Here is a 19,417-nt window from a genome sequence, read left to right on the forward strand (position 1 = left end):
GCCTCTACGCCTTTGCCGCCGAGCTGGGCGTGGGCGTGCTGGGCGCCACCGTCTCGCGCTACGCCATCGATCTCAACCGCCCCGAAACCGGCGAGAGCCTCTACCCCGGCCAGGCCACCACCGGCCTGTGCCCGCTGACCACCTTCCGCGGCGAGCCACTCTATCTGCCGGGCCAGGAGCCCGATGCCATCGAGGTGCAACGCCGGGTCGACACCTACTGGCGCCCCTACCACCAGGCCCTGAGCGCCGAGCTGAACCGCCTGCGCGAGGCCCATGGCAGCGTCATCCTCTGGGAAGCGCACTCCATCGCCTCCGTGCTGCCCATGCTGTTCGAAGGCAAGCTGCCCGACCTGAACTTCGGCACCGCCGATGGCCGCGCCTGCGCGCCCTCGCTGATCCAGGCCATCTCGGCCCGTGTGCAAGCCGCCATCGCCCAGGGCCAGGCCCCCGCTGGCCTCACCCACGTGGTCAACGGCCGCTTCAAGGGCGGCCACATCACCCGCTTCCATGGCCGTCCGGATCAGGGCGTGCACGCCATCCAGCTGGAGATGTGCCAGAGCCTCTACATGAACGAAACCGCGCCCTTCGCATGGCGCGGCGACCTCGCCCAGGGCGTCCAGCCCCTCCTGAAAAGCCTGATCGAGACGGCGCTGGCGCACCGCCCGACCCCGGCCTGAACTGCACCACACAAGCCTTCGCTGAGCCCTTTTTCCCCAAGTCTGCCTCGCACCCCATCCAGCCACCTGCCCGCACGGAGCCTGCACCGATGACACCCTCTTCTAACGAAGGCCTCGCCCCCACCGCCCGCCACGTGGCCAACGCCGCCGTGCTGCCCAAGCCTCAGCGCTTCGGCACCGTCGAAGCCGCCCAGCAGCACCTCAGCGCCCACGGCGTCAGCTACGTGCTGGCCCAGTTCGTCGACATCCACGGCGTGGCCAAGGCCAAGTCCGTGCCGGTTGCGCACCTGGGCAGCGTGCTCACCGATGGCGCGGGCTTCGCCGGCTTCGCCATCTGGGGCGTGGGCATCGAGCCCAACGGCCCCGACTTCATGGCCGTGGGCGACCTGGGCACCATCAGCCTGGTGCCCTGGCAGCCTGGCCTGGCCCGCATCGTGTGCGAAGGCCACGTCCACGGTGAACCCTGGGCCTACGACAGCCGCGTGACCCTGCGCAAGCAGATCGAGCGCCTGAGCGCCCGCGGCTGGACGCTCTACACCGGCCTGGAGCCCGAGTTCTCGCTGCTCAAGCGCGGCGTGAGCGGCCAGATCGAGCCCTGCGACCCCTCCGACACCCTGGCCAAGCCCTGCTACGACTACAAGGGCCTGTCGCGCACCCGCGTCTTCCTGGAGCGCCTCTCCGACGCCCTGCGCGCCACCGGCATCGACGTCTACCAGATCGACCACGAAGACGCCAACGGCCAGTTCGAGCTGAACTACACCTACACCGACTGCCTGACCTCCTGCGACCACTTCATCTTCTTCAAGATGGCCGCCAGCGAGATCGCCAGCGAGCTGGGCCTGGTCTGCTCCTTCATGCCCAAGCCCTTCGCCAACCGCCCGGGCAACGGCATGCACATGCACCTGTCCATCGGCGATGGCAAGCGCAACCTCTTCCAGGACAAGGCCGATGCCAACGGGCTGGAGCTGTCCGAGCTGGCCTACCACTTCCTCGGCGGCCTGCTGGCCCATGCACCGGCCCTCAGCGCCCTGTGTGCGCCCACGGTCAACTCCTACAAACGCCTCGTGGTGGGCCGCTCGCTCACCGGCGCTACCTGGGCCCCGGCCTACATCTCCTACGGCGACAACAACCGCTCCTGCATGGTCCGCATCCCCAAGGGCCGGCTGGAACTGCGTCTGCCCGATGGCGCCGCCAACCCCTACCTGGCCACGGCCGCCGTGATCGCCGCCGGCATGGACGGGGTCGAGCGCCGCCTCGATCCGGGCAAGCCCCGCAACGAGAACCTCTACGACTGGAGCGACGCCCAGCTGAAGGAAGCCGGCATCGGCCTGCTGCCGCAGAACCTGGACGCCGCCGTCACGGCCCTGGCCGCCGACACCACGATCTGCCAGGCCCTGGGCCCGGTGGCCGACGAGTTCATCAAGCTCAAGCGCATGGAATGGGTCGAGTACATGCGCCACGTCTCCGAGTGGGAGATCAAGAGCTACCTGGAATTTTTCTGACCCCAGCCCACGACAAGAAAGAAGCCCCACCATGTGCGGAATCGTCGGACTCCTCCTCAAGCAACCCTCCTTGCGCAGCCAGCTCGGCGAGCTGATGGTGCCCATGCTCATCGGCATGACCGAGCGCGGCCCGGACTCGGCCGGCCTGGCCGTGTTCAGCGAGCCCCTGGCCGAAGGCCAGCGCAAGATCAGCGTCTACGCGGGCCTCACGGCCGCAGGCGCCGCCTACCCCTGGGCCACCCTGCTCGGCGCCCTGAACGAGGCCATGGGCGTCAAGGCCACGCTCACCCCCAAGGGCAACCACGCCGTCATCACCTTCTGGGGTGACGCCGCCCCGGTCAAGGACTGGGTCAAGGCCTTCGATGGCCAGCTCAACATCCTCTCGACCGGCCGCAGCATCGACCTCTACAAGGACATCGGCACACCCGCCGACGTGGCCGCCCGCTACGGCTTCAACCAGCTGCAGGGCAGCCACCTGGTGGGCCACACGCGCATGGCCACAGAAAGCGCCGTGACGCCCGACCGCGCCCACCCCTTCACCGCCGGGGAAGACTTCTGCCTGGTGCACAACGGCTCGCTCTCCAACCCCTACGGCGTGCGCCGCATGCTGGAGCCGCACGGCATCCGCTTCGAGACCGACAACGACACCGAAGCCGCCTGCCGCTACCTCGAATGGCGCCTGCGCGAAGGCGACAGCCTGCACCAGGCGCTGCAAAAGGGCTTCGAGGCGCTCGACGGTTTCTACACCTTCCTGATGGGCACGGCCACCGAGCTCGCCCTGATCCGCGACCCCTTTGCCTGCAAGCCCGCCGTGGTCGCCGAGACCGACGCCTACGTGGCCATCGCCAGCGAGTTCCGCTCGCTCGCCCACCTGCCCGACATCGCCCACGCCACCGTGTTCGAACCCGCTCCTGAGGAAATGTACGTATGGAAAGCCTGAGCTTCGACCTGAGCCACGCCTCGGTGCGTGAACTCAACCAGCACCTGCACAGCCCCGCCGAGGTCCTGGCAGGCCAGCACGTCACCGTGCTCAACCCCGATGGCGCGCACAACATCGCCGTGGGCATCAACGCCCCGGTGAAGGTCACGGTCAAGGGCCATGCCGGCTACTACGCCGCGGGCATGAACAAGTTTGCCGACGTGACCATCGAAGGCAGCGCCTCCACCGGCCTGGCCGAGAACATGATGAGCGGCAAGGTGCACGTCAAGGGCTTTGCCTCCAACAGCGCCGGGGCCTCGGCCCACGGCGGCCTGCTGGTGATCGACGGCGACGCCGGCCTGCGCTGCGGCATCTCGCTCAAGGGCGGCGACATCGTGGTCGGCGGCTCGGTGGGCAGCTTCTCGGGCTTCATGGCCCAGGCCGGCCGCATGGTCATCTGCGGCAACGCCGGCGATGCGCTGGGCGACTCGCTCTACGAAGCCGTGATCTACGTGAAAGGCGAGGTCAAGTCCCTCGGCGCCGACGCGCAGTTCGAGCCCATGACCGACGCCGATGTCAGCGCGCTGAGCGAGCTGCTGCAACAAGCCGGCATGGACCACGACCCGCACAGCTTCAAGCGCGTGGCCTCCGCACGCAGCCTCTACCACTGGAACGCCGACGCAGGACAGGAGTACTGAACATGAGCCAAGAACAACCGATCACCTTCAAGCCCCTGCAACGCGAAGAGTCCGCCCTGTTCGACCGCAGCACGATGGACTACATCCACCGCGCCTCGACCACCGGCCTCTACGAGATCCGCGGCCTGGGCGCCAAGCGCAAGCTGCCGCACTTCGACGACCTCGTCTTCCTGGCCGGCTCGCTCTCGCGCTACCCGCTGGAAGGCTACCGCGAGAAGTGCTCGACCCGGACCGTGCTCGGCACCCGCTTCGCCAAGAAGCCCGTGGTGCTGGACACCCCCATCACCGTGGCCGGCATGAGCTTCGGTGCGCTCTCGGCCAACGTGAAGGAGGCCCTGGGCAAGGCCGCCACCGCGGTCGGCACCTCGACCACCACCGGTGACGGTGGCATGACGCAGGAAGAGCGCCTCTCGTCCAAGACCCTGGTCTACCAGTGCCTGCCTTCACGCTACGGCTTCAACCCCGATGACGTGCGCCGTGCCGATGCCATCGAGGTCGTGATCGGCCAGGGCGCCAAACCGGGCGGCGGCGGCATGCTGCTGGGCCAAAAGGTCAACCCCCGCGTGGCCAAGATGCGCACCCTGCCCGAAGGCGTGGACCAGCGCTCCGCCTGCCGCCACCCCGACTGGACCGGCCCCGATGACCTGGCCATCAAGATCCAGGAACTGCGCGAACTCACCGACTGGGAAAAGCCCATCTACGTGAAGGTGGGCGCCACCCGTGTCTACCACGACGTCAAGCTGGCCGTGCATGCCGGTGCCGACGTGGTGGTGGTCGACGGCATGCAGGGTGGCACCGCGGCCACCCAGACCTGCTTCATCGAACACGTGGGCATCCCCACCCTGGCCGCCGTGCGCCAGGCCGTGAGCGCCCTGGAAGACCTCAATATGAAGGGCGTGGTGCAGCTGATCGTCTCGGGCGGCATCCGCACCGGTGCCGACGTGGCCAAGGCCCTCGCCCTGGGCGCCGATGCCGTGGCCATTGGCCAGGGCGTGCTGATGGCCCTGGGCTGCAACCAGCCGGTCTACCAGCAAGGCGGCCAGACCCACAGCGCCGAGGCCGATTACGCCGCCATCGGCACGCAGGCGGGCTTCTGCCACCACTGCCACACCGGCAAGTGCCCCGTGGGCGTGACCACGCAGGACGCCGTGCTGGAAAAGCGCCTGGAACCCGAGGTGGGCGCCAAGCACCTGAAGAACTACCTCAAGACCCTGACCATGGAGCTCACCACCCTGGCGCGCGCCTGCGGCAAGCAGAACGTGCACCACCTGGAGCCCGAGGACCTCGTGGCCCTGACGGTGGAGGCCGCGGCCATGGCCAAGGTGCCCCTCGCCGGCACCGACTGGATCCCCGGCGTGGACGGACGCTGACACCGCGCCCACCATGAAAAACGGCTCCCCGCGGGGAGCCGTTGTCGTCTCAGGCCGAAGCCCGGATCACTTCTTGGCGGCCTTCTTGGCAGCGGCCTTCTTCGCGGGGGCAGCGGCCTTCTTGGCTGCAGCCTTGGGGGCCTTGGCAGCCGGCTTGGCGGCGGCCTTGGCTGCCTTCTTGGCAGCGCCCTTCGGGTCGACGGTGGCCTTGAAGGTGGCGCCAGGGGTGAACTTCGGCAGCTTGGCGGCGGCGATCTTGATCTTTTCGCCGTTGCTGGGGTTCACGCCGTTGCGGGCAGGACGGGCGTGCAGCTTGAAGGAGCCGAAACCCGGGATCGTGACGGCTTCGCCCTTTTTCACGGACGTCACCACGGTGTCCAGCAGCGTCTCCAGGATGCGGCCGGCTTCGGCCTTGGAGAGCTCGTGCTTCTCTGCCAGGCGTTGGATCAGATCGGTCTTGTTCATTGCTTGATTGGTTGATGGCACCCGCACAATCCGGGCGAACCATTGTGCCGGATCTGAGGCCCCGTTTTTCATCGCAGGAACCCGCATGGCCACGGGGGCCCCACTGCACAGTGCATCCGCCACAAGGCGGGGGCGTTTTCGTCCCTGTGTGCTGGGTTTTCGCCACGCCCTCCGCGGGGATCCAGCATGGCATGGGCCTCAGGCCAGCGCAGCAGCAGGGGCGCGCACCATGTCGGGCAAGACCTCGGCCAGCAGGCCGAAGGAGCGCAGCCGGGCCGCATGGTCGAACACCTGAGAGGTGACCATGAGCTCGTCGGCCCCGGTGCGGGCAATGAACTCGCGCACCTGGCGGGCCACGGTCTCGGGCGAGCCCACGGCCGAGCAGGCCAGGGCCTGGTCCAGCATGGCCACGGCCGGGGGGCTCAAGGCCTCGATGGCATCGGGGTTCGGCGGCGGCAGTGGCGCCGGGCGCCCGGTGCGCAGGTTGACGAAAGCCTGCTGCAGCGAGCTGAACAGGCGCCGAGCCTCGGCATCGGTGTCGGCGGCGAACACGTTCAGGCCCAGCATCACGTGCGGGCGGGCCAGCTGCGCCGAGGGCTCGAAGAGCGAGCGGTACAGGCCGATGGCGTCCATCATCTGCGCCGGCGCGAAGTGCGAGGCGAAGGCAAAGGGCAGGCCGAGTTGCGCGGCCAGCTGGGCACCATACAGGCTGGACCCCAGGATCCACACCGGCACGTCCAGCCCGGCCCCGGGCACGGCACGCACACCACTGTGGGCCTGGTCTGCAAAGTAGGCCTGCAGCTCGGCGACGTCCTGGTCGAACTCGTCGGCGGCCAGCCCACCATGGCGGCGCAGGGCGCGCGCGGTGACGGGGTCGGAACCCGGCGCACGCCCCAGGCCCAGGTCGATGCGACCGGGGTAGAGCGAAGCCAGGGTGCCGAACTGCTCGGCAATCACCAGGGGCGAATGGTTGGGCAACATGATGCCGCCTGCCCCCACACGGATGTGGCGCGTGCCACCGGCCACGTGGCCGATCAACACGGCGGTGGCGGCGCTGGCCACGCCAGGCATGCCGTGGTGCTCGGCCAGCCAGTAGCGCTGGTAGCCCCAGGTCTCGGCGTGCCGGGCGAGGTCCAGCGTGCGCCGGAAGGATTCGGCCGCATCGCTGCCCTGGGTGATGGGAGAGAGGTCGAGGATGGACAAACGGGTCATGGACAGGATGATGCGCGCCGCGCGCCAAACCTGCCCGCCTTGTGGCTTTGACCCAGCGCAAGCCAGGGCCTGCCGGGACGCCCTGCACGCCCCTTCACTCGCGGGGCCCGATGCCATCGGCGCTTGCGCGGCGTTAATAAAACGTTAATATTCGCGCCTTCGGCTGGCGCATGGGGTGCCTGGCCTTGTCACACCTGCTTGCCATGAACCAACGTCACACCCGACCGCTGGCGGTCCTGACCTCGCTGTTTTTCATGTGGGGCCTGATCACCTCGCTCAACGACATCCTCATCCCGCACCTGAAGGCGATGTTCTCGCTGAGCTATGTGCAGGCCATGCTGATCCAGTTCTGCTTCTTCACGGCCTACTTCATCGTGTCGATGCCGGCCGGCGCCCTCCTGCGTCGCATCGGCTACCAGCGCGGCATCACCGTGGGCCTGTGCACCGTGGGCATCGGCTGCCTGCTGTTCTACCCGGCCGCCGAGCTGCGTGCCTACCCCTTCTTCCTGGGCGCGCTGTTCGTGCTGGCCGCCGGCATCACGCTGCTGCAGGTCGCGGCCAACCCCTACGTGACGCTGCTGGGCAAGCCTGAAACCGCCTCCAGTCGCCTGAACCTGACCCAGGCCTTCAACTCGCTGGGCGCCACCGTCGGCCCCCTGATCGGTGCCGCCACCATCCTGGGTGCCGCCGACCACACGGCCAGCGTCGCCAACGCCGCCGCCCAGGCCGACAGCGTGCAAGGCCCCTACCTCGTGCTGGCCGCCGTGCTGTTCCTGCTGGCCGCCCTGGTCGCCATGTTCAAGCTGCCCGACGCCCGCCTGATCGAGCGCGCCGCGCACCGCCAGGAGGCCGTACACCACGCCGCCAAGAAGCGCATCTGGGACCACCCCCACCTCGTGCTGGGCGCCGTCGGCATCTTCACCTACGTGGGCGCCGAAGTGAGCATCGGCAGCTTCCTGGTCAACCTGATGAGCGACCCCGCCATCGGTGGCCTGAGCCACGAAGCCGCCGGCCACTACCTGGCCATGTACTGGGGCGCCGCCATGATCGGCCGCTTCGCCGGTTCGGCCCTGATGCAGCGCATCCCGGCCAACCGCGTGCTGGCCACCGTGGGCGCGGTCAACGCCGTGCTGATCGGTGCGGCCATCGCCATGGGCGGCCCGCTGGCCATGTGGGCCCTGCTGCTCACCGGCCTGTTCAACTCCATCATGTTCCCCACCATCTTCTCGCTGGCCGTCGAAGGCCTGGGTGACCTCACCAGCCAGGGCTCCGGCCTGCTGTGCATGGCCATCGTGGGCGGCGCCGTGGTGCCCCTGCTGCAGGCCGTGCTGGCCGACGAGGTCAGCCTGCTGCTGTCCTTCGTGGTGCCCCTGGTCTGCTACGTCTACATCTCTTTCTACGGCGCAAAGGGCTACCGCCCGGTGACCGTGGACGAGGCCGAAGCTGACCAGAAGCTGCCGCAAGGCGCCGCAGCCTGAGCCCGAAGGCTTCACGCCGATGCCCAGCAAGCCCCGCCCTGTGCGGGGCTTTTTTCTGGGCGCACGGCTGGCTTGGGCGATGATCCGGGCCGCAACCCACCCCCCTCCAACCCTGTCCACCCGTTCACGACCGGCGGTTTCATGATGAGCACCCACACCCCCTTGCAGGTCGGCATCGTCGGCCATGGCTTTGCCACCACCACCTTCCATGCCCCGCTGGTGCAGAGCGTGCCGGGCCTGCGCCTGGCCGCCATGGCCAGCCGCAAGCCGGAAGACGTGCGTGCCGCCTGGCCCGGTATCGACGCGCTGCCCACGCCCGAGGCCCTGTTCGCCCGCGAGGACATCGACCTCGTCGTCATCCCCACTCCCAACGACAGCCACCACCCCCTGGCCCTGGCCGCCCTGCGTGCCGGCAAGCACGTCGTGGTCGACAAGCCCTTCACCCTCGATGTGGCCCAGGCCGACGAGCTCGTCGCCGAGGCCGAGCGCAGGGGTCGCATGCTCTCGGTCTTCCACAACCGCCGATGGGATGCGGACTTCCTGACGGTGCAGGCCCTGGTGCAGGCCGGCACGCTGGGCCGGCTCGCGCACGTCGAATCCCACTTCGACCGCTACCGCCCGCAGGTGCGCGCACGCTGGCGCGAAGGCGCAGGCCCCGGCAGCGGCCTGTGGTTCGATCTGGGCCCCCACCTGCTGGACCAGACCCTGCAGCTCTTCGGCATGCCGCATCGCATCGGCCTGGAACTGGCCGCCCACCGCGATGGCGCACTGGCCGACGACTGGTTCCACGCCGTGCTGGCCTACGAAGACGGCCCCCATGCAGGCCTGCGTGTGGTCCTGCATGGCAGCGCCCTGGTGGCCGAATGCGGCCCGCGTTTTGCCCTGCATGGCACGCAAGGCAGCTACGTGAAGTTCGGGCTCGACCCGCAAGAAGACCAGCTCAAGGCCGGCCTGCGCCCTGGACAACCCGGCTGGGGGCTGGACACCCGCCACGGCACCCTCACCACCGCTCGGGGCGATGCGCTCCACACGGTCGTTCACCCCACCTTGCCTGGGGACCAGAGCTGTTACTACGCCACCTTGCGAGACGCCATCCTGCATGGCGGCAAGGTGCCCGTGGCGGCCTCCGAGGCGCGGGATGTGATGCGCCTGATCGAGGCCGGCCAGCGCAGCGCCGCCACCGGCCACCGCGTGGAAACCCGCCCCTCGGGGTCATGAACTCCCGGCCAATGCAGCACGCTTGTCCATGACAAAACGGCGTCACGCCGAAACCGTGGAACAGAATCCGAGACGGAATCCACAGCCTGCGTTTTCATCTTTTCCAGAGGCTGGCGCCCCGTAACGCAAAGACACACAATCCGTTCGCGATGACTGATTTGTCCTAGCCAAAACACCCACCACCGCCAGGAGCCCGCCATGAAAACCATCTTTGTCGTTGACGATTCGGCCACCATGCTGATGAGCCTGAAGTCCAGCCTGCAGATCAACGGCTACCAGGTCGAGACCGCGGCAGATGGCAAACAGGCCATGGGCAAGCTGCAGGGCGGCTTCAAGCCCGACCTGATCATCACGGACATCAACATGCCCAACATGGACGGCATCGAGTTCATCCGGCAGGCCCGCCAGAAGCTGCGCTTCACGCCCATCCTGACCCTGACCACCGAAGGCCAGCAGGCCAAGCGAGACGAAGCCCGCAAGCTCGGCGCCACCGGCTGGATGCTCAAACCCGTCAACGGCGGCGAGCTGATGAAGATCGTCGGCAAGGTCATGGGCGTGCCCGCCTGACACCCACTCTGCCTCGTTCAAGCGGGCCCACGGGTCCGTCTGCCTCTGAGCGGTCGCGATCGTTCAGCCCTTACCAAGGACGACACAATGGACCGCATATTGGTGGTGGACGATTCCGCCATGATGGTGATGAACCTCCAGAGCGTGCTGAGCATCGGCGGCTTCGAGGTGCACACCGCCCGCGATGGCAACCAGGCATTGGCCCTGCTGGACGCAGGCCTCAGGCCCGACCTGATCCTCACCGACATCATCATGCCGAACATGGACGGCATCGTGCTGACCAAGCTGGTGAAGGCCCGCCTGCCCGACACCCCCATCCTGATTCTGACCACCGATGGACAGCGCTACCGCCGCGAGCGGGCGGCCGAATACGGCGCCTCAGGCTGGCTGGTCAAGCCCGTGACGGGCAGCGACCTTTTGCGCGTGGTGCGACACGTGATCGACACCGCGCGCGAAACCGGTGAGGCCATTGGCCCATCGGGCTTTGCCGAACTGGGTCAGGCCGAAGTCGCGCCGTGACAGGCGCGCCACCTTGTCAGTAGTGGGGTGGCAGCTCGTCGCGCAGGCTGCGAAAGCCCGCAGGCTGCGCGTCCTGGGCCTGCTGGCGCAGCTGCAGCAGCTCGCGGATCAGCAGGTCGATCTGCCCCTGCTGGCGGATGATGGTCTGGTTGAGGCTCTCGACCAGGTCTTCCGTGAAGGCGGCCTTGATCTCCAGTTCGATGAGGCGCTGCTCGATGGCGTCGGGTTCATGCATGCCGCCATTGGACCTCAAGTTCACGCCCTGCGCGAACGGTGCACAACACCTGCTGGCTCAGCCGCCTGGCGCGACCTCGTCTTCCCCGATGTAGCCCTTGATCAGGGCAAAAAGCTTGTCGTAGAACTCGGAAGACGCAATGGTCTGGCTGCCCACCTTGGTCAGGCCTTCGCTGGTCTCGCCAAACGGCACCGAGAGCGAGCCGATGGCACCCACGCCCACGCTGGCCGAGGTGCTCACGCGGCGCACCACGTAGGTGTCCTGCACGGCCGCGGCAAAGGCCAGGCTGATGGCCCCATCGGGGGCATCCGGCACGCACACCACGCGGATCACCATTTCCAGGTGCGAACCCGCCTCGGGCTGGAAGTTCTTCTTGCCCTCGACCAGGCTGGCCTCGTTGGTGGTGACCAGGTAACCCTGGCTCAGCAGTGCCAGGCGCGCCGATTTGCAGACCTTGGCCGGCCCGGCATCAAAGAGACGCGAGTACGTTTCACCCGAGGCGAACTTTTCCTGTGGCGCATAGGTCTTGCCCTTGTCGGCCAAGCTGCCACAACCCGCCAGGCCCGCCAGACTCAACGCGAGCAAGGCCCCCAGCCGAAGGGTGGCCACACGTCCCGACATTGCAGAGGTCTTGCGCTTCATGCGCGGCATGCTACTGCATCCCATGCCACCCCATAGCATCCCATGGCATCCCACAGCACCGCCTGGAAACAAGTCGGAAAACAAAAAAGCCACCCAGAGACCTGAGTGGCTTTTTGCCTTGCAAGACCTGCGTCGCATGCGACACGGCCTTTTTTGTTTTGGTTGCGGGGGCAGGATTTGAACCTACGACCTTTGGGTTATGAGCCCAACGAGCTACCAGACTGCTCCACCCCGCGACAGAGAAATAGATTCTAGCATGGATTCCGCACTTGCGGCAAAAGGATGTTCCGGAGTGCCGCGAAGGCCGGCTTGCGCGACCCTGTCGCCACACCGCCAACGGCGCCAGCAAGGAGGCCCCATGAGCCCTGATGCCCTCCACAACCCGGTCGTGATCGTCGGCGCGGCGCGCACCCCCATGGGAGCCTTCCAGGGCAGCCTGGCAGGGCATGCCGCGCCCGAACTGGGTGCGGCGGCCTTGTCGGCGGCCGTGCAGCGTGCGGGCCTGCCGCCCGAGCACCTCGACGAGGTCTTCATGGGCTGCGTGCTCCAGGCCGGGCTCGGGCAGGCTCCGGCTCGACAAGCCGCCCTGCTGGCCGGGCTGCCCTGGGCCACGGCCTGCACCACGGTCAACAAGGTCTGCGGCTCGGGCATGAAGGCCGTGATGCTGGCCCACGATGCCTTGCTGGCCGGCTCGGCGAAGGCGATCGCAGCGGGGGGCATGGAGAACATGAGCCGCGCCCCCCACCTCGTGCGCGGCCTGCGCGCTGGCCTGCCCCCTGGCGCCCAGCCCTTGCTGGACCACCTCTTCTTCGATGGCCTGCAAGAGGCCTGCGACCCGCCCACACGTGGCCATCTCATGGGCCGCTTCGCCGAAGACTGCGCCATGGCCTGTGGCTTCGACCGCGCGGCCCAGGACGCCTTCGCGCTGCACTCCACCCTGCGAGCCCAGGCCGCGCAAAAGGCGGGGCACTTCGAATGGGAATGCTGCGAGGTGCCCGACTCCCGCCTTCACGCCGACGAGGTCCCGGCGCAGGCACGCCCCGAGCGCATCCCCCACCTGCCCCCAGCCTTCACCGAACACGGCACCGTGACCGCCGCGAACGCCAGTGCCATCGCCGACGGCGCGGCCGCCCTGATCCTGACGCGGCTCGCCTTCGCCCGCGCAAACGGCCTGGTCCCGCTGGCTCGGATCTGTGGTCACGCTCGCCACGCCCAGGCGCCCGCGCTGTTCACCACGGCCCCTGCCGGGGCGGTCCGCTCGCTGCTGGACAGGCTCGGGTGGTCGGTCGACGACGTCGACCTCTGGGAAATCAACGAGGCCTTTGCCGTGGTCGCCCTGGCGGCCATGCAGACCCTGGGCATCCCACCAGAACGCCTCAATGTGCACGGTGGCGCATGCGCGCTGGGCCACCCCATTGGCGCCACCGGCGCGCGCCTGATCGTCACGCTGCTGGGGGCATTGCTACAAGGTGGCGGGCGGCGGGGCGTGGCCAGCCTGTGCATCGGTGGCGGAGAGGCCACGGCCATCGCCATCGAGCGCCTGTGAGACCTGCATCCCCCAGGCTCGGGTGTGAAGAGGCCACCACAGGCGCTGGGCCGTGTCGATCACAGACAAGTTTGCGTCCGCTTCACACAACTTCACCACCGCTGGTCCCGAAGAATGAAACGCGAATCCCCCCACCGCATCTTCTGGAGCCCCTGCATGCCCTCTTTTCGCCTTGCCACCCTGGCCCTGATCGCCGCCCTCGGCGCCCTGGCCAGCACCACCGCCTCGGCCCAGTCCACCGTCAAGATCAGCGGCTACCTGGACCTCGGTGTCTACCGCGACACCTCGGGCACCTGGAACGTCGGCACCATCCAGCGCAGCAACCTGGCCTTCAGTGGCTCGGAGGACCTGGGCGGCGGCCTCAAGGCCACCTTCAAGCTGAGCACCCGCATGGACCTGGACACCGGTGCCAGCGAAGGTGCGGGCAACAAGCCCTTCTTCCACGGCGAATCCACCGTCGGCCTGGCGGGCAACCTGGGCTCGGTGCGACTGGGCCGCGCGCTGGATGCCATCTGGGCGCAGGACTGGGAGTTCGACCCCTGGTACAACTTCGACCGTGTGGCCTCGCCGGCCTGGGACCTGTGGCACTACAACTACCCGTCTGACCCGCTGGCCAACAACGGCTCGGCCGAATACGGCCGCCTGAACAACGGCGTGTTCTACGATTCGCCCACCATCGATGGCGTGACCCTGCACCTGAGTGGCAGCCCCGAGCGCCGCACCGGCGACACCAAACGCGCCACCGCCGGCTCGCTGAACTACAGCAAGGACGGCAACGCCGCCATGCTGTCCTATGGCAAGAACAGCGCCCGTGCCACCGACGTGTTCCTGGGCCTCAAGGGCACCATCGACGCCCTGGCCCTGATGGGCGCCTACAACGTGAGCGAAACCGCGGCGGGCTCCAAGGCCACGGCCGTGACGCTGAGCGCCCAGTACACCCTCGGCAGCAACACCTTCAACTTCGGCGTGGGCCAGGTCAAGGTGGACGACACCATCGCCCAGCGCAACCTGGGCCTGGGCGTGGTCCACGCGCTGTCCAAGCGCACCAGCGTCTACGTCGATGCCGCGGCCAAGCACTACGCCGGCACCGACGGCAACAAGGCCGCTTACGGCGTGGGCATTTCCCACAGCTTCTGAGCGCCTGCACCATGAAGCTCATCATCTGAGCTTCTCCCTTTCCAGCAAAAAGGGCTCCCATTTCGGGAGCCCTTTGTCATGGCGCGATGGCCTGGGTCACTTCGCAGCAGACAGCCACTTGGCCACACGCTCGGGGTTCTTGGCCAGGTAGGCTGCAGCTTCCTTGTCGTAGCTGCTGTCCTTGGCCTTGAGCATCACGCCTTCCAGATCGGCCAGAGGGATCTTGAAGTTCTTGACGAAGGCCGCAACCTTGGGGAAGTCGGCACTGAAGCCCTTGCGCGCCAGGGCGTGGATCTCTTCGGCCCCACCCAGCGACTTCTTCGGGTCGGCCAGGTAGCGCAGCTTGTACTGAGAGAACATCCAGTGCGGCGACCAGGTGGTGACCACGATCCACTGCTTGCGCTGGATGGCGCGGTGCAGCGAGGTGACCATGGCGGCATCGGAAGCGCTCAGCAGCTTGTAGTCCAGGCCATAGGCCTTGACGGCCTCTTCCGAGGCGCGCATCAGGCCCGAACCGGGGTCGATGCCCTGGATCTGGCCGTTGAGCTTGGCGCGCACTTCCGGCTTCTTGAGGTCTTCCAGGCTGCTGACCATGGAGGTCGGGATGTAGTCGGGCACGGCCCAACCCAGCTTGGCATCGGTGTAGAGGGCGCCCAGGTCCTCCACGTCGCCCTGCACCTTTTCCCAATAGGCCTTGTGCGTGTTGGGCAACCAGGACATCAGCATCAGGTCGATCTGGCCATGCTGCAGGCCGGCGTACTGCAGGCCGATGTCGGTCATCACGAGTTCGACCTTGGTGGCCAGCTTCTGCTCGATGATCTGCTTTGCCATGTTGGTGACGGCCTCGGCATCGGACCAGGCGGTCCAGCCGATGCGCACGGTCTTGGCATCGGCCGCCAGGCTGCTGCCGGCGGCGGTGAGGGCCACCACGGAGGCGGCGCCGCCCACGAACTGGCGACGGGTGATCTGGGTCATGTGAAAGCTCCAGGGAAAGGACGTTGGCAAGGGGGTGGGGAGGGGACCGGACCGAGGACCGGCACTCACACCTTAGGCACTGGTGATCAAGCCATTGGTCTGCAAGCGACGCCAAGCTCTCTGTTTTCGCCAGGCTTTGCGTGCCCCCCGCACAGATCCCCCAAGCAGGTGGCGGCCATCCCGCACCGCAAGGACAGGGCACCGACATCTCCCCCCGCACCCCGTTTCGCCTCAGGTGCCTCCCGGGTCCGTGTCGGCGAAGGCATAGCCCGTCTGACCGCGCTTGGCCTGGTACATCGCCAGGTCGGCCTGCTTGAGCAAGACCTCCGGTGCCGCCCCACCCGGCGCGCAGCGGGCGATGCCGATGCTCGGGCGCACGGCCAGGCACACGTCGCCGATCTTCACCGGCGCAGAGACCGCATCAAAGACCTTGCAGGCCACGCGCTGCGCCGTCTGCAGGTCATTGACGCCATACAGCAGGCAGGCGAACTCGTCACCGCCGAGCCGGGCGACCATGTCTTCTGCGCGCACGGCACGGTGCAGGCGGGCGGCGATGATGCAGAGCAACTCGTCGCCGGCATCATGGCCATGCTGGTCGTTGACCTGCTTGAAACCATCGAGGTCGATCACGAACAGCGTGAGCTGCACCGGCCCGGCATCGGCACACAGGGCCTGGGCCAGGCTGTCGCGAAAGTGGGCGCGGTTGGGCAAGGCGGTCAGCCCGTCATGCAGCGCCTGATGCCGCGCGCGACGTTCCCCGGCCTGGGTACCCGCCAACAGCGTGCGCACCTCGGCGAGTGCCACATTGGCCTGCGCCAGTTCCCCGCTGAGCTGCTGCACGAGCGCCACCCAGTCTGGAAGGACCATGGGCGAGCCTGACTCGCCAGGTCCGATGGCCGATGGCGCCAACGGCCCCTGGCGCCACAGCGACGGCACAAGGCGAAGGTGGTCGGCGTCGAGGACGCCTGGCGCCACGGCGCTCATGGCCGCCTCCACTGCATCGGGATCAGCACGACCATCAGGATGGAGACAAGGCTCATCACGAGCTCCTGGACGTTGACACGGCATCAGACTAGGCCTTGGCGGCCCCCTTGTCCGTGCGCTGTCGCACCGTGCGGGTCATGCGCACTGCGCGGTGGCCGACGGCAGCAGGTCAGCGTGCTCAGCTCGCTTCTCTGGCAGGCAGCAAGCGCGCGTACTCGTTGCGGACCGCGGCATAGCACTCGCAGGTGCGGGCTTCCAGGCCCGCCCGGTCCAGCACCTTGATGTGACCGCGTGCGTACTGGATGAGACCGAGCTTCTGCAGCTTGAGCGCGCCCTCGGTCACGCCCTCGCGGCGCACGCCCAGCATGTTGGCAATCAGTTCCTGCGTCATGACCAGGTCCAGCCCCTGCAACCTGTCCAGGCTGAGCAGAAGCCAGCGGCAGAGCTGCTGGTCCAGCGAATGGTGGCGGTTGCAGACCGCGGTCTGAGCCATCTGGGTGATCAGGGCCTGGGTGTAGCGCAGCATCAGGTGCATGGCCGGCCCGGCACGCTGGAACTCGTCCTTCACCGCCTGGGCCCGCAGGCGGTACCCCCGCCCAGCACTCTGGACCACCGACCGGCTCAGGGTGGACTCCCCACCCATGAACAGCGAAATGCCGACCAGCCCTTCGTTGCCAACCACCGCGATCTCGGCCGAAGCGCCGTTCTCCATCACGTACAACAGGGACACGATGGCGGTGGTCGGGAAGTAGACATGGCTCATGGCCTGACCCGACTCGCACAGCACATGCCCAAGCGGCATGTTCACCGGCTCCAGCAGGGGCTCCCAGCGCTCGAATTCGGCTGCGGGCAAGGCCGCCAGGAGGTGGTTGCCCAAGGGGCTGCGAGACACGGTCATCCTGTTCACTCCGATGGGTGGCGGCGGCGCGACCAGGGAGCGGCAACGGCGTGAACCCAGTATAGGAATGCCCCTCATGGAGGTATGTGCGTTATCGCACACACCTGATGCAGATCACCCCTGCCCCATTCACCCGTTCGCTAGCCTCATCGGGCACCACGGTACGTTGTCGCACAGATGGCCTTGCCACGGCTGCCTAAGGTGGGCCGATGCCGTCGCCACGCCCACCCGCTGCATCCCGCCCTGTTTCGGGATCTCGGCCTCACCCAAAGCCCCCCTTGCGCAAGGAGTCCTTGATCGCACCTGACAGGGAACATTGCGCCTTGCGTGCACTCATCGCCAAGCGAGGGTCTCTTGGTGGGCGGCCACGTGGAAGGCAACCAGAATTGCCAGCATGCCCCGGCCACAGGCAGCCATCGCGGACCATGTGGCGCCCCCTCTGTTGTCGATCCGTACCGCGAGGCTTCGCCCGCTGATGTTCCGCCTTCCTCGCCCCTCACGCCGCACCTGGATCCTGGTCGGCCTGGGCCTGTTATGGGCCCTGTCCACAGACGGCCTGTGGCAACGCCTGTTCTCCCCCCAGGCCCCCGACTGGCCTGCGTCGGTCCGCGGCCTGGCCCTGCTGCTGCCTGGGGTGATGCTGGCGCTGGTCCTGTGCAACCTGCCACGGTTCGCCCAGCCTCGCCACACACAGCCATCCGCGTCGACCGACCCCGCCCCCCTCGGGCCCGCTCAGGACCTCACGCGCGGCCTGCACGATCAGCTGGGCCACAGCCTGATCATGGCGCGCCTGCAGGTGGATCAACTGCTGAGCCACCGCCCCACCGAGCCCCAAGCCAGTTCGATCGCGCGCCTTTCGACCCACCTCAACGACGCCCTCACATGGGTGCGCCGCACACTGGGTGAACTGACGCCCGCCACACTGGGTGTCCCGCCCCTGCCTCCCGCCCTGCCGGTGGCCCTGGCCGAACTGGTTCGGTCCACAGCCCCATGGCCTGCGGGCCTCCGGATCTGCCTGCAGGCCGAGCCTGGCACCGCAGGCCTGCGATGGCCACTGGCCGTGGAAGCGGCCGCCACCCTCGTGGCCCGCGAAGCCCTGCTCAACGCCATCCGCCACGCCAGCGCCAGCGAGATCAACCTGCTCCTTGGCGGCGACGAACGTTGCCTCCGCCTTGCCGTGCAGGACAACGGCATCGGCCTGCCCCCCGCGCTGGAGCGCAGTCGGCCAGGCCACCATGGCCTGAGCGGCATGCGCGACACCGCCCAGGCTGTGGGCGCCGATCTGACCCTCTCCTGCATGCCCACCGATGGCGGCACCCAAGTCGCCTTTGTCTGGCGAGCCTGACACCATGAGCACCCTCTACCTCGTTGACGACCACCTGCTCTTCCGAGACGCCCTCGCCATGATGCTGACCCACGCAGGTCACCGCGTCGTCGGCGTCTCGACCGATCCCACCCAGGCCATGGCCGATCTCCGCGACCTGGTCCCTGATGTTCTCCTGCTCGACCTCGGTCTGGGTATGCGCTCGGGCTTCGAGCTCCTTGCCGACCTTCACCGCCGCAACCTGGCCACCCGCACCGTGGTCATGACCATGTCGGGCCACCCCCAACACGTCGCCGAAGCCCTGCGCCTGGGCGCCATGGCCTATGTGCTCAAGGGCTCGCCATCTACCGAACTGCTGGCAGCGATCGAATCCGTGGCCAGGGGCGACCGGCATTACGTGGGCGAGGTGGCCGACCTGGCCGTGCAGGCCCTGGCCACGCGAGACGAGCCGGCAGCCATGGCCTCGCTGTCTGCGCGAGAGCGCCAGGTCGTCACCCTGGTGGTGCGCGGCCTGTCGAGCAGCCGCATCGGCGAGGTCCTGCACCTGTCGCCCAAGACCGTCGACTCCTACCGCAGCCGCCTCATGGGCAAGCTGGGGGTCGCCGATGTGACCGCGCTCGTCAGGCTGGCCCTGCGCGTCGGTCTCATCGACATCGACGAACCCTGAGCCAGATACAGCCCAACGGCTCCGCCCTGCCCTGCGCTGGTGACCTCCGCCAACCGCCAGCGGCGGCACCATCGAAAACAGCGATCACCCACTGCGGCAACGCCAAGAAAAAAGCCACCGGGCTCGCACCAGGTGGCTTTTTCTTTTGGCTTGAAACCGGCATGACCGGCTTTGGCCTTCTTGTTTTGGTTGCGGGGGCAGGATTTGAACCTACGACCTTTGGGTTATGAGCCCAACGAGCTACCAGACTGCTCCACCCCGCGACAGAGAAATAGATTATGGCACGTTTACCAAGCCAGCGCCAGCTTTCGCCCCAAATCGGCAAAAGAAAACCCGCAGGGCTCGCGCCGTGCGGGTCTTGCGTCAGCCAGGGGCTGCGACAGG

At 67.7% G+C, this 19,417-nt stretch carries 20 protein-coding genes and 2 tRNA genes; 13 read left to right on the forward strand and 9 right to left on the reverse strand.

Annotation, left to right across the window (positions count from 1 at the left end; all coding sequences use genetic code 11):
• The 5 genes from hutG to QZ994_RS05980 all read left to right on the forward strand — a co-directional run.
• Positions 1 to 677 (forward strand): N-formylglutamate deformylase (gene hutG, locus QZ994_RS05960; RefSeq protein WP_290869610.1); only part of this gene is annotated, 677 nt, incomplete at its 5' end.
• A gap of 89 nt (positions 678 to 766) precedes the next feature.
• Positions 767 to 2,179, forward strand: coding sequence for a type III glutamate--ammonia ligase (glnT, locus tag QZ994_RS05965; RefSeq protein WP_290869612.1), 1,413 nt, complete (start codon positions 767 to 769; stop codon positions 2,177 to 2,179).
• A 31-nt stretch (positions 2,180 to 2,210) separates the two neighbouring features.
• Positions 2,211 to 3,119 (forward strand): class II glutamine amidotransferase, encoded by a 909-nt coding sequence (locus QZ994_RS05970; protein ID WP_290869615.1) that lies wholly within the window; start codon positions 2,211 to 2,213, stop codon positions 3,117 to 3,119.
• Positions 3,107 to 3,796 (forward strand): protein glxC, encoded by a 690-nt coding sequence (locus tag QZ994_RS05975; protein WP_290869618.1) that lies wholly within the window; start codon positions 3,107 to 3,109, stop codon positions 3,794 to 3,796. The genes QZ994_RS05970 and QZ994_RS05975 overlap by 13 nt, the downstream gene beginning before the upstream one ends.
• Positions 3,797 to 3,798: 2 nt before the next feature.
• Positions 3,799 to 5,166, forward strand: a complete 1,368-nt coding sequence (locus QZ994_RS05980) for an FMN-binding glutamate synthase family protein (RefSeq protein WP_290869621.1) — start codon at positions 3,799 to 3,801, stop codon at positions 5,164 to 5,166.
• A gap of 66 nt (positions 5,167 to 5,232) precedes the next feature.
• On the opposite strand, the gene QZ994_RS05985 is transcribed toward QZ994_RS05980, so the two are convergent.
• Both QZ994_RS05985 and QZ994_RS05990 read right to left on the reverse strand, forming a co-directional pair.
• Positions 5,233 to 5,718, reverse strand: a complete 486-nt coding sequence (locus QZ994_RS05985) for an HU family DNA-binding protein (RefSeq protein ID WP_367172259.1) — start codon at positions 5,716 to 5,718, stop codon at positions 5,233 to 5,235.
• A 111-nt stretch (positions 5,719 to 5,829) separates the two neighbouring features.
• The gene (locus QZ994_RS05990; RefSeq protein ID WP_290869627.1) at positions 5,830 to 6,843 is read right to left on the reverse strand and encodes an LLM class flavin-dependent oxidoreductase; all 1,014 of its coding nucleotides are present in this window, start codon (positions 6,841 to 6,843) and stop codon (positions 5,830 to 5,832) included.
• A gap of 203 nt (positions 6,844 to 7,046) precedes the next feature.
• On the opposite strand from QZ994_RS05990, the gene QZ994_RS05995 reads away from it, so the two are divergent.
• The 4 genes from QZ994_RS05995 (at position 7,047) to QZ994_RS06010 (ending at position 10,625) form a co-directional block, all read left to right on the forward strand.
• Positions 7,047 to 8,321 carry a sugar MFS transporter gene (locus tag QZ994_RS05995; protein WP_290869631.1) on the forward strand — a complete coding sequence of 425 codons (1,275 nt, stop codon included), beginning with the start codon at positions 7,047 to 7,049 and terminating at the stop codon, positions 8,319 to 8,321.
• 144 nt (positions 8,322 to 8,465) lie between these two features.
• Positions 8,466 to 9,539 carry an oxidoreductase gene (locus tag QZ994_RS06000; protein WP_290869633.1) on the forward strand — a complete coding sequence of 358 codons (1,074 nt, stop codon included), beginning with the start codon at positions 8,466 to 8,468 and terminating at the stop codon, positions 9,537 to 9,539.
• A gap of 198 nt (positions 9,540 to 9,737) precedes the next feature.
• On the forward strand, positions 9,738 to 10,106 hold the full coding sequence (locus tag QZ994_RS06005; RefSeq protein ID WP_290869636.1) for a response regulator: 369 nt from the start codon (positions 9,738 to 9,740) through the stop codon (positions 10,104 to 10,106).
• An 87-nt stretch (positions 10,107 to 10,193) separates the two neighbouring features.
• The gene (locus tag QZ994_RS06010) at positions 10,194 to 10,625 is read left to right on the forward strand and encodes a response regulator (RefSeq protein ID WP_290869639.1); all 432 of its coding nucleotides are present in this window, start codon (positions 10,194 to 10,196) and stop codon (positions 10,623 to 10,625) included.
• Positions 10,626 to 10,641: 16 nt separating this feature from the next.
• On the opposite strand, the gene QZ994_RS06015 is transcribed toward QZ994_RS06010, so the two are convergent.
• From QZ994_RS06015 to QZ994_RS06025, 3 genes are all read right to left on the reverse strand, one after another.
• Positions 10,642 to 10,860 carry a SlyX family protein gene (locus QZ994_RS06015; protein ID WP_290869642.1) on the reverse strand — a complete coding sequence of 73 codons (219 nt, stop codon included), beginning with the start codon at positions 10,858 to 10,860 and terminating at the stop codon, positions 10,642 to 10,644.
• A 57-nt stretch (positions 10,861 to 10,917) separates the two neighbouring features.
• On the reverse strand, positions 10,918 to 11,502 hold the full coding sequence (locus tag QZ994_RS06020; RefSeq protein ID WP_290869645.1) for a DUF2242 domain-containing protein: 585 nt from the start codon (positions 11,500 to 11,502) through the stop codon (positions 10,918 to 10,920).
• A gap of 159 nt (positions 11,503 to 11,661) precedes the next feature.
• Positions 11,662 to 11,738: transfer RNA gene (locus tag QZ994_RS06025), tRNA-Met, on the reverse strand.
• Positions 11,739 to 11,860: 122 nt separating this feature from the next.
• Between QZ994_RS06025 and QZ994_RS06030 the strand changes: the two genes are divergently transcribed.
• Together QZ994_RS06030 and QZ994_RS06035 are read left to right on the forward strand one after the other, a co-directional pair.
• A complete protein-coding gene (locus QZ994_RS06030) occupies positions 11,861 to 13,048 on the forward strand; it encodes an acetyl-CoA C-acyltransferase (protein ID WP_290869648.1) in 1,188 nt (395 codons plus the stop codon).
• Between the two features lie 156 nt (positions 13,049 to 13,204).
• A complete protein-coding gene (locus tag QZ994_RS06035; RefSeq protein ID WP_290869651.1) occupies positions 13,205 to 14,185 on the forward strand; it encodes a porin in 981 nt (326 codons plus the stop codon).
• Positions 14,186 to 14,281: 96 nt separating this feature from the next.
• Here QZ994_RS06035 and QZ994_RS06040 read toward each other — a convergent pair whose 3' ends face one another.
• The 3 genes from QZ994_RS06040 to QZ994_RS06050 all read right to left on the reverse strand — a co-directional run bounded on the left by QZ994_RS06040 (position 14,282) and on the right by QZ994_RS06050 (position 17,042).
• Positions 14,282 to 15,160 carry a glycine betaine ABC transporter substrate-binding protein gene (locus tag QZ994_RS06040; RefSeq protein WP_290869655.1) on the reverse strand — a complete coding sequence of 293 codons (879 nt, stop codon included), beginning with the start codon at positions 15,158 to 15,160 and terminating at the stop codon, positions 14,282 to 14,284.
• Between the two features lie 231 nt (positions 15,161 to 15,391).
• The gene (locus QZ994_RS06045; protein ID WP_290869658.1) at positions 15,392 to 16,144 is read right to left on the reverse strand and encodes a GGDEF domain-containing protein; all 753 of its coding nucleotides are present in this window, start codon (positions 16,142 to 16,144) and stop codon (positions 15,392 to 15,394) included.
• A gap of 178 nt (positions 16,145 to 16,322) precedes the next feature.
• Positions 16,323 to 17,042, reverse strand: a complete 720-nt coding sequence (locus QZ994_RS06050) for a Crp/Fnr family transcriptional regulator (protein WP_290869661.1) — start codon at positions 17,040 to 17,042, stop codon at positions 16,323 to 16,325.
• Positions 17,043 to 17,517: 475 nt separating this feature from the next.
• On the opposite strand from QZ994_RS06050, the gene QZ994_RS06055 reads away from it, so the two are divergent.
• Together QZ994_RS06055 and QZ994_RS06060 are read left to right on the forward strand one after the other, a co-directional pair.
• Positions 17,518 to 18,387, forward strand: a complete 870-nt coding sequence (locus tag QZ994_RS06055; protein WP_290869663.1) for an ATP-binding protein — start codon at positions 17,518 to 17,520, stop codon at positions 18,385 to 18,387.
• 4 nt (positions 18,388 to 18,391) lie between these two features.
• Complete coding sequence (locus tag QZ994_RS06060) at positions 18,392 to 19,033, forward strand: response regulator transcription factor (RefSeq protein ID WP_290869666.1); 642 nt, start codon at positions 18,392 to 18,394, stop codon at positions 19,031 to 19,033.
• Positions 19,034 to 19,219: 186 nt separating this feature from the next.
• On the opposite strand, the gene QZ994_RS06065 is transcribed toward QZ994_RS06060, so the two are convergent.
• A tRNA-Met gene (locus tag QZ994_RS06065) sits at positions 19,220 to 19,296 on the reverse strand.
• Positions 19,297 to 19,417: the final 121 nt, after the last annotated feature.

Origin of the sequence: Aquabacterium sp. (genome assembly GCF_021768455.1) — a bacterium.
Classification (GTDB): domain Bacteria; phylum Pseudomonadota; class Gammaproteobacteria; order Burkholderiales; family Burkholderiaceae_C; genus Aquabacterium.

Excerpts from the sequence above, each read along its gene's own strand:
- QZ994_RS06035 (WP_290869651.1), top strand. The coding sequence starts at position 13,205 with ATGCCCTCTTTTCGCCTTGCCACCCTGGCCCTGATCGCCGCCCTCGGC.
- QZ994_RS06060 (WP_290869666.1), top strand. The coding sequence starts at position 18,392 with ATGAGCACCCTCTACCTCGTTGACGACCACCTGCTCTTCCGAGACGCC.
- QZ994_RS06015 (WP_290869642.1), bottom strand. The coding sequence starts at position 10,860 with ATGCATGAACCCGACGCCATCGAGCAGCGCCTCATCGAACTGGAGATC.
- QZ994_RS05980 (WP_290869621.1), top strand. The coding sequence starts at position 3,799 with ATGAGCCAAGAACAACCGATCACCTTCAAGCCCCTGCAACGCGAAGAG.
- QZ994_RS06045 (WP_290869658.1), bottom strand. The coding sequence starts at position 16,144 with ATGAGCGCCGTGGCGCCAGGCGTCCTCGACGCCGACCACCTTCGCCTT.
- QZ994_RS06010 (WP_290869639.1), top strand. The coding sequence starts at position 10,194 with ATGGACCGCATATTGGTGGTGGACGATTCCGCCATGATGGTGATGAAC.
- QZ994_RS05970 (WP_290869615.1), top strand. The coding sequence starts at position 2,211 with ATGTGCGGAATCGTCGGACTCCTCCTCAAGCAACCCTCCTTGCGCAGC.
- QZ994_RS06020 (WP_290869645.1), bottom strand. The coding sequence starts at position 11,502 with ATGAAGCGCAAGACCTCTGCAATGTCGGGACGTGTGGCCACCCTTCGG.
- QZ994_RS06055 (WP_290869663.1), top strand. The coding sequence starts at position 17,518 with ATGTTCCGCCTTCCTCGCCCCTCACGCCGCACCTGGATCCTGGTCGGC.
- QZ994_RS05990 (WP_290869627.1), bottom strand. The coding sequence starts at position 6,843 with ATGACCCGTTTGTCCATCCTCGACCTCTCTCCCATCACCCAGGGCAGC.
- QZ994_RS06050 (WP_290869661.1), bottom strand. The coding sequence starts at position 17,042 with ATGACCGTGTCTCGCAGCCCCTTGGGCAACCACCTCCTGGCGGCCTTG.
- QZ994_RS06040 (WP_290869655.1), bottom strand. The coding sequence starts at position 15,160 with ATGACCCAGATCACCCGTCGCCAGTTCGTGGGCGGCGCCGCCTCCGTG.
- QZ994_RS05995 (WP_290869631.1), top strand. The coding sequence starts at position 7,047 with ATGAACCAACGTCACACCCGACCGCTGGCGGTCCTGACCTCGCTGTTT.
- QZ994_RS06000 (WP_290869633.1), top strand. The coding sequence starts at position 8,466 with ATGAGCACCCACACCCCCTTGCAGGTCGGCATCGTCGGCCATGGCTTT.
- QZ994_RS05975 (WP_290869618.1), top strand. The coding sequence starts at position 3,107 with ATGGAAAGCCTGAGCTTCGACCTGAGCCACGCCTCGGTGCGTGAACTC.
- glnT (WP_290869612.1), top strand. The coding sequence starts at position 767 with ATGACACCCTCTTCTAACGAAGGCCTCGCCCCCACCGCCCGCCACGTG.
- QZ994_RS05985 (WP_367172259.1), bottom strand. The coding sequence starts at position 5,718 with ATGCGGGTTCCTGCGATGAAAAACGGGGCCTCAGATCCGGCACAATGG.
- QZ994_RS06005 (WP_290869636.1), top strand. The coding sequence starts at position 9,738 with ATGAAAACCATCTTTGTCGTTGACGATTCGGCCACCATGCTGATGAGC.
- QZ994_RS06030 (WP_290869648.1), top strand. The coding sequence starts at position 11,861 with ATGAGCCCTGATGCCCTCCACAACCCGGTCGTGATCGTCGGCGCGGCG.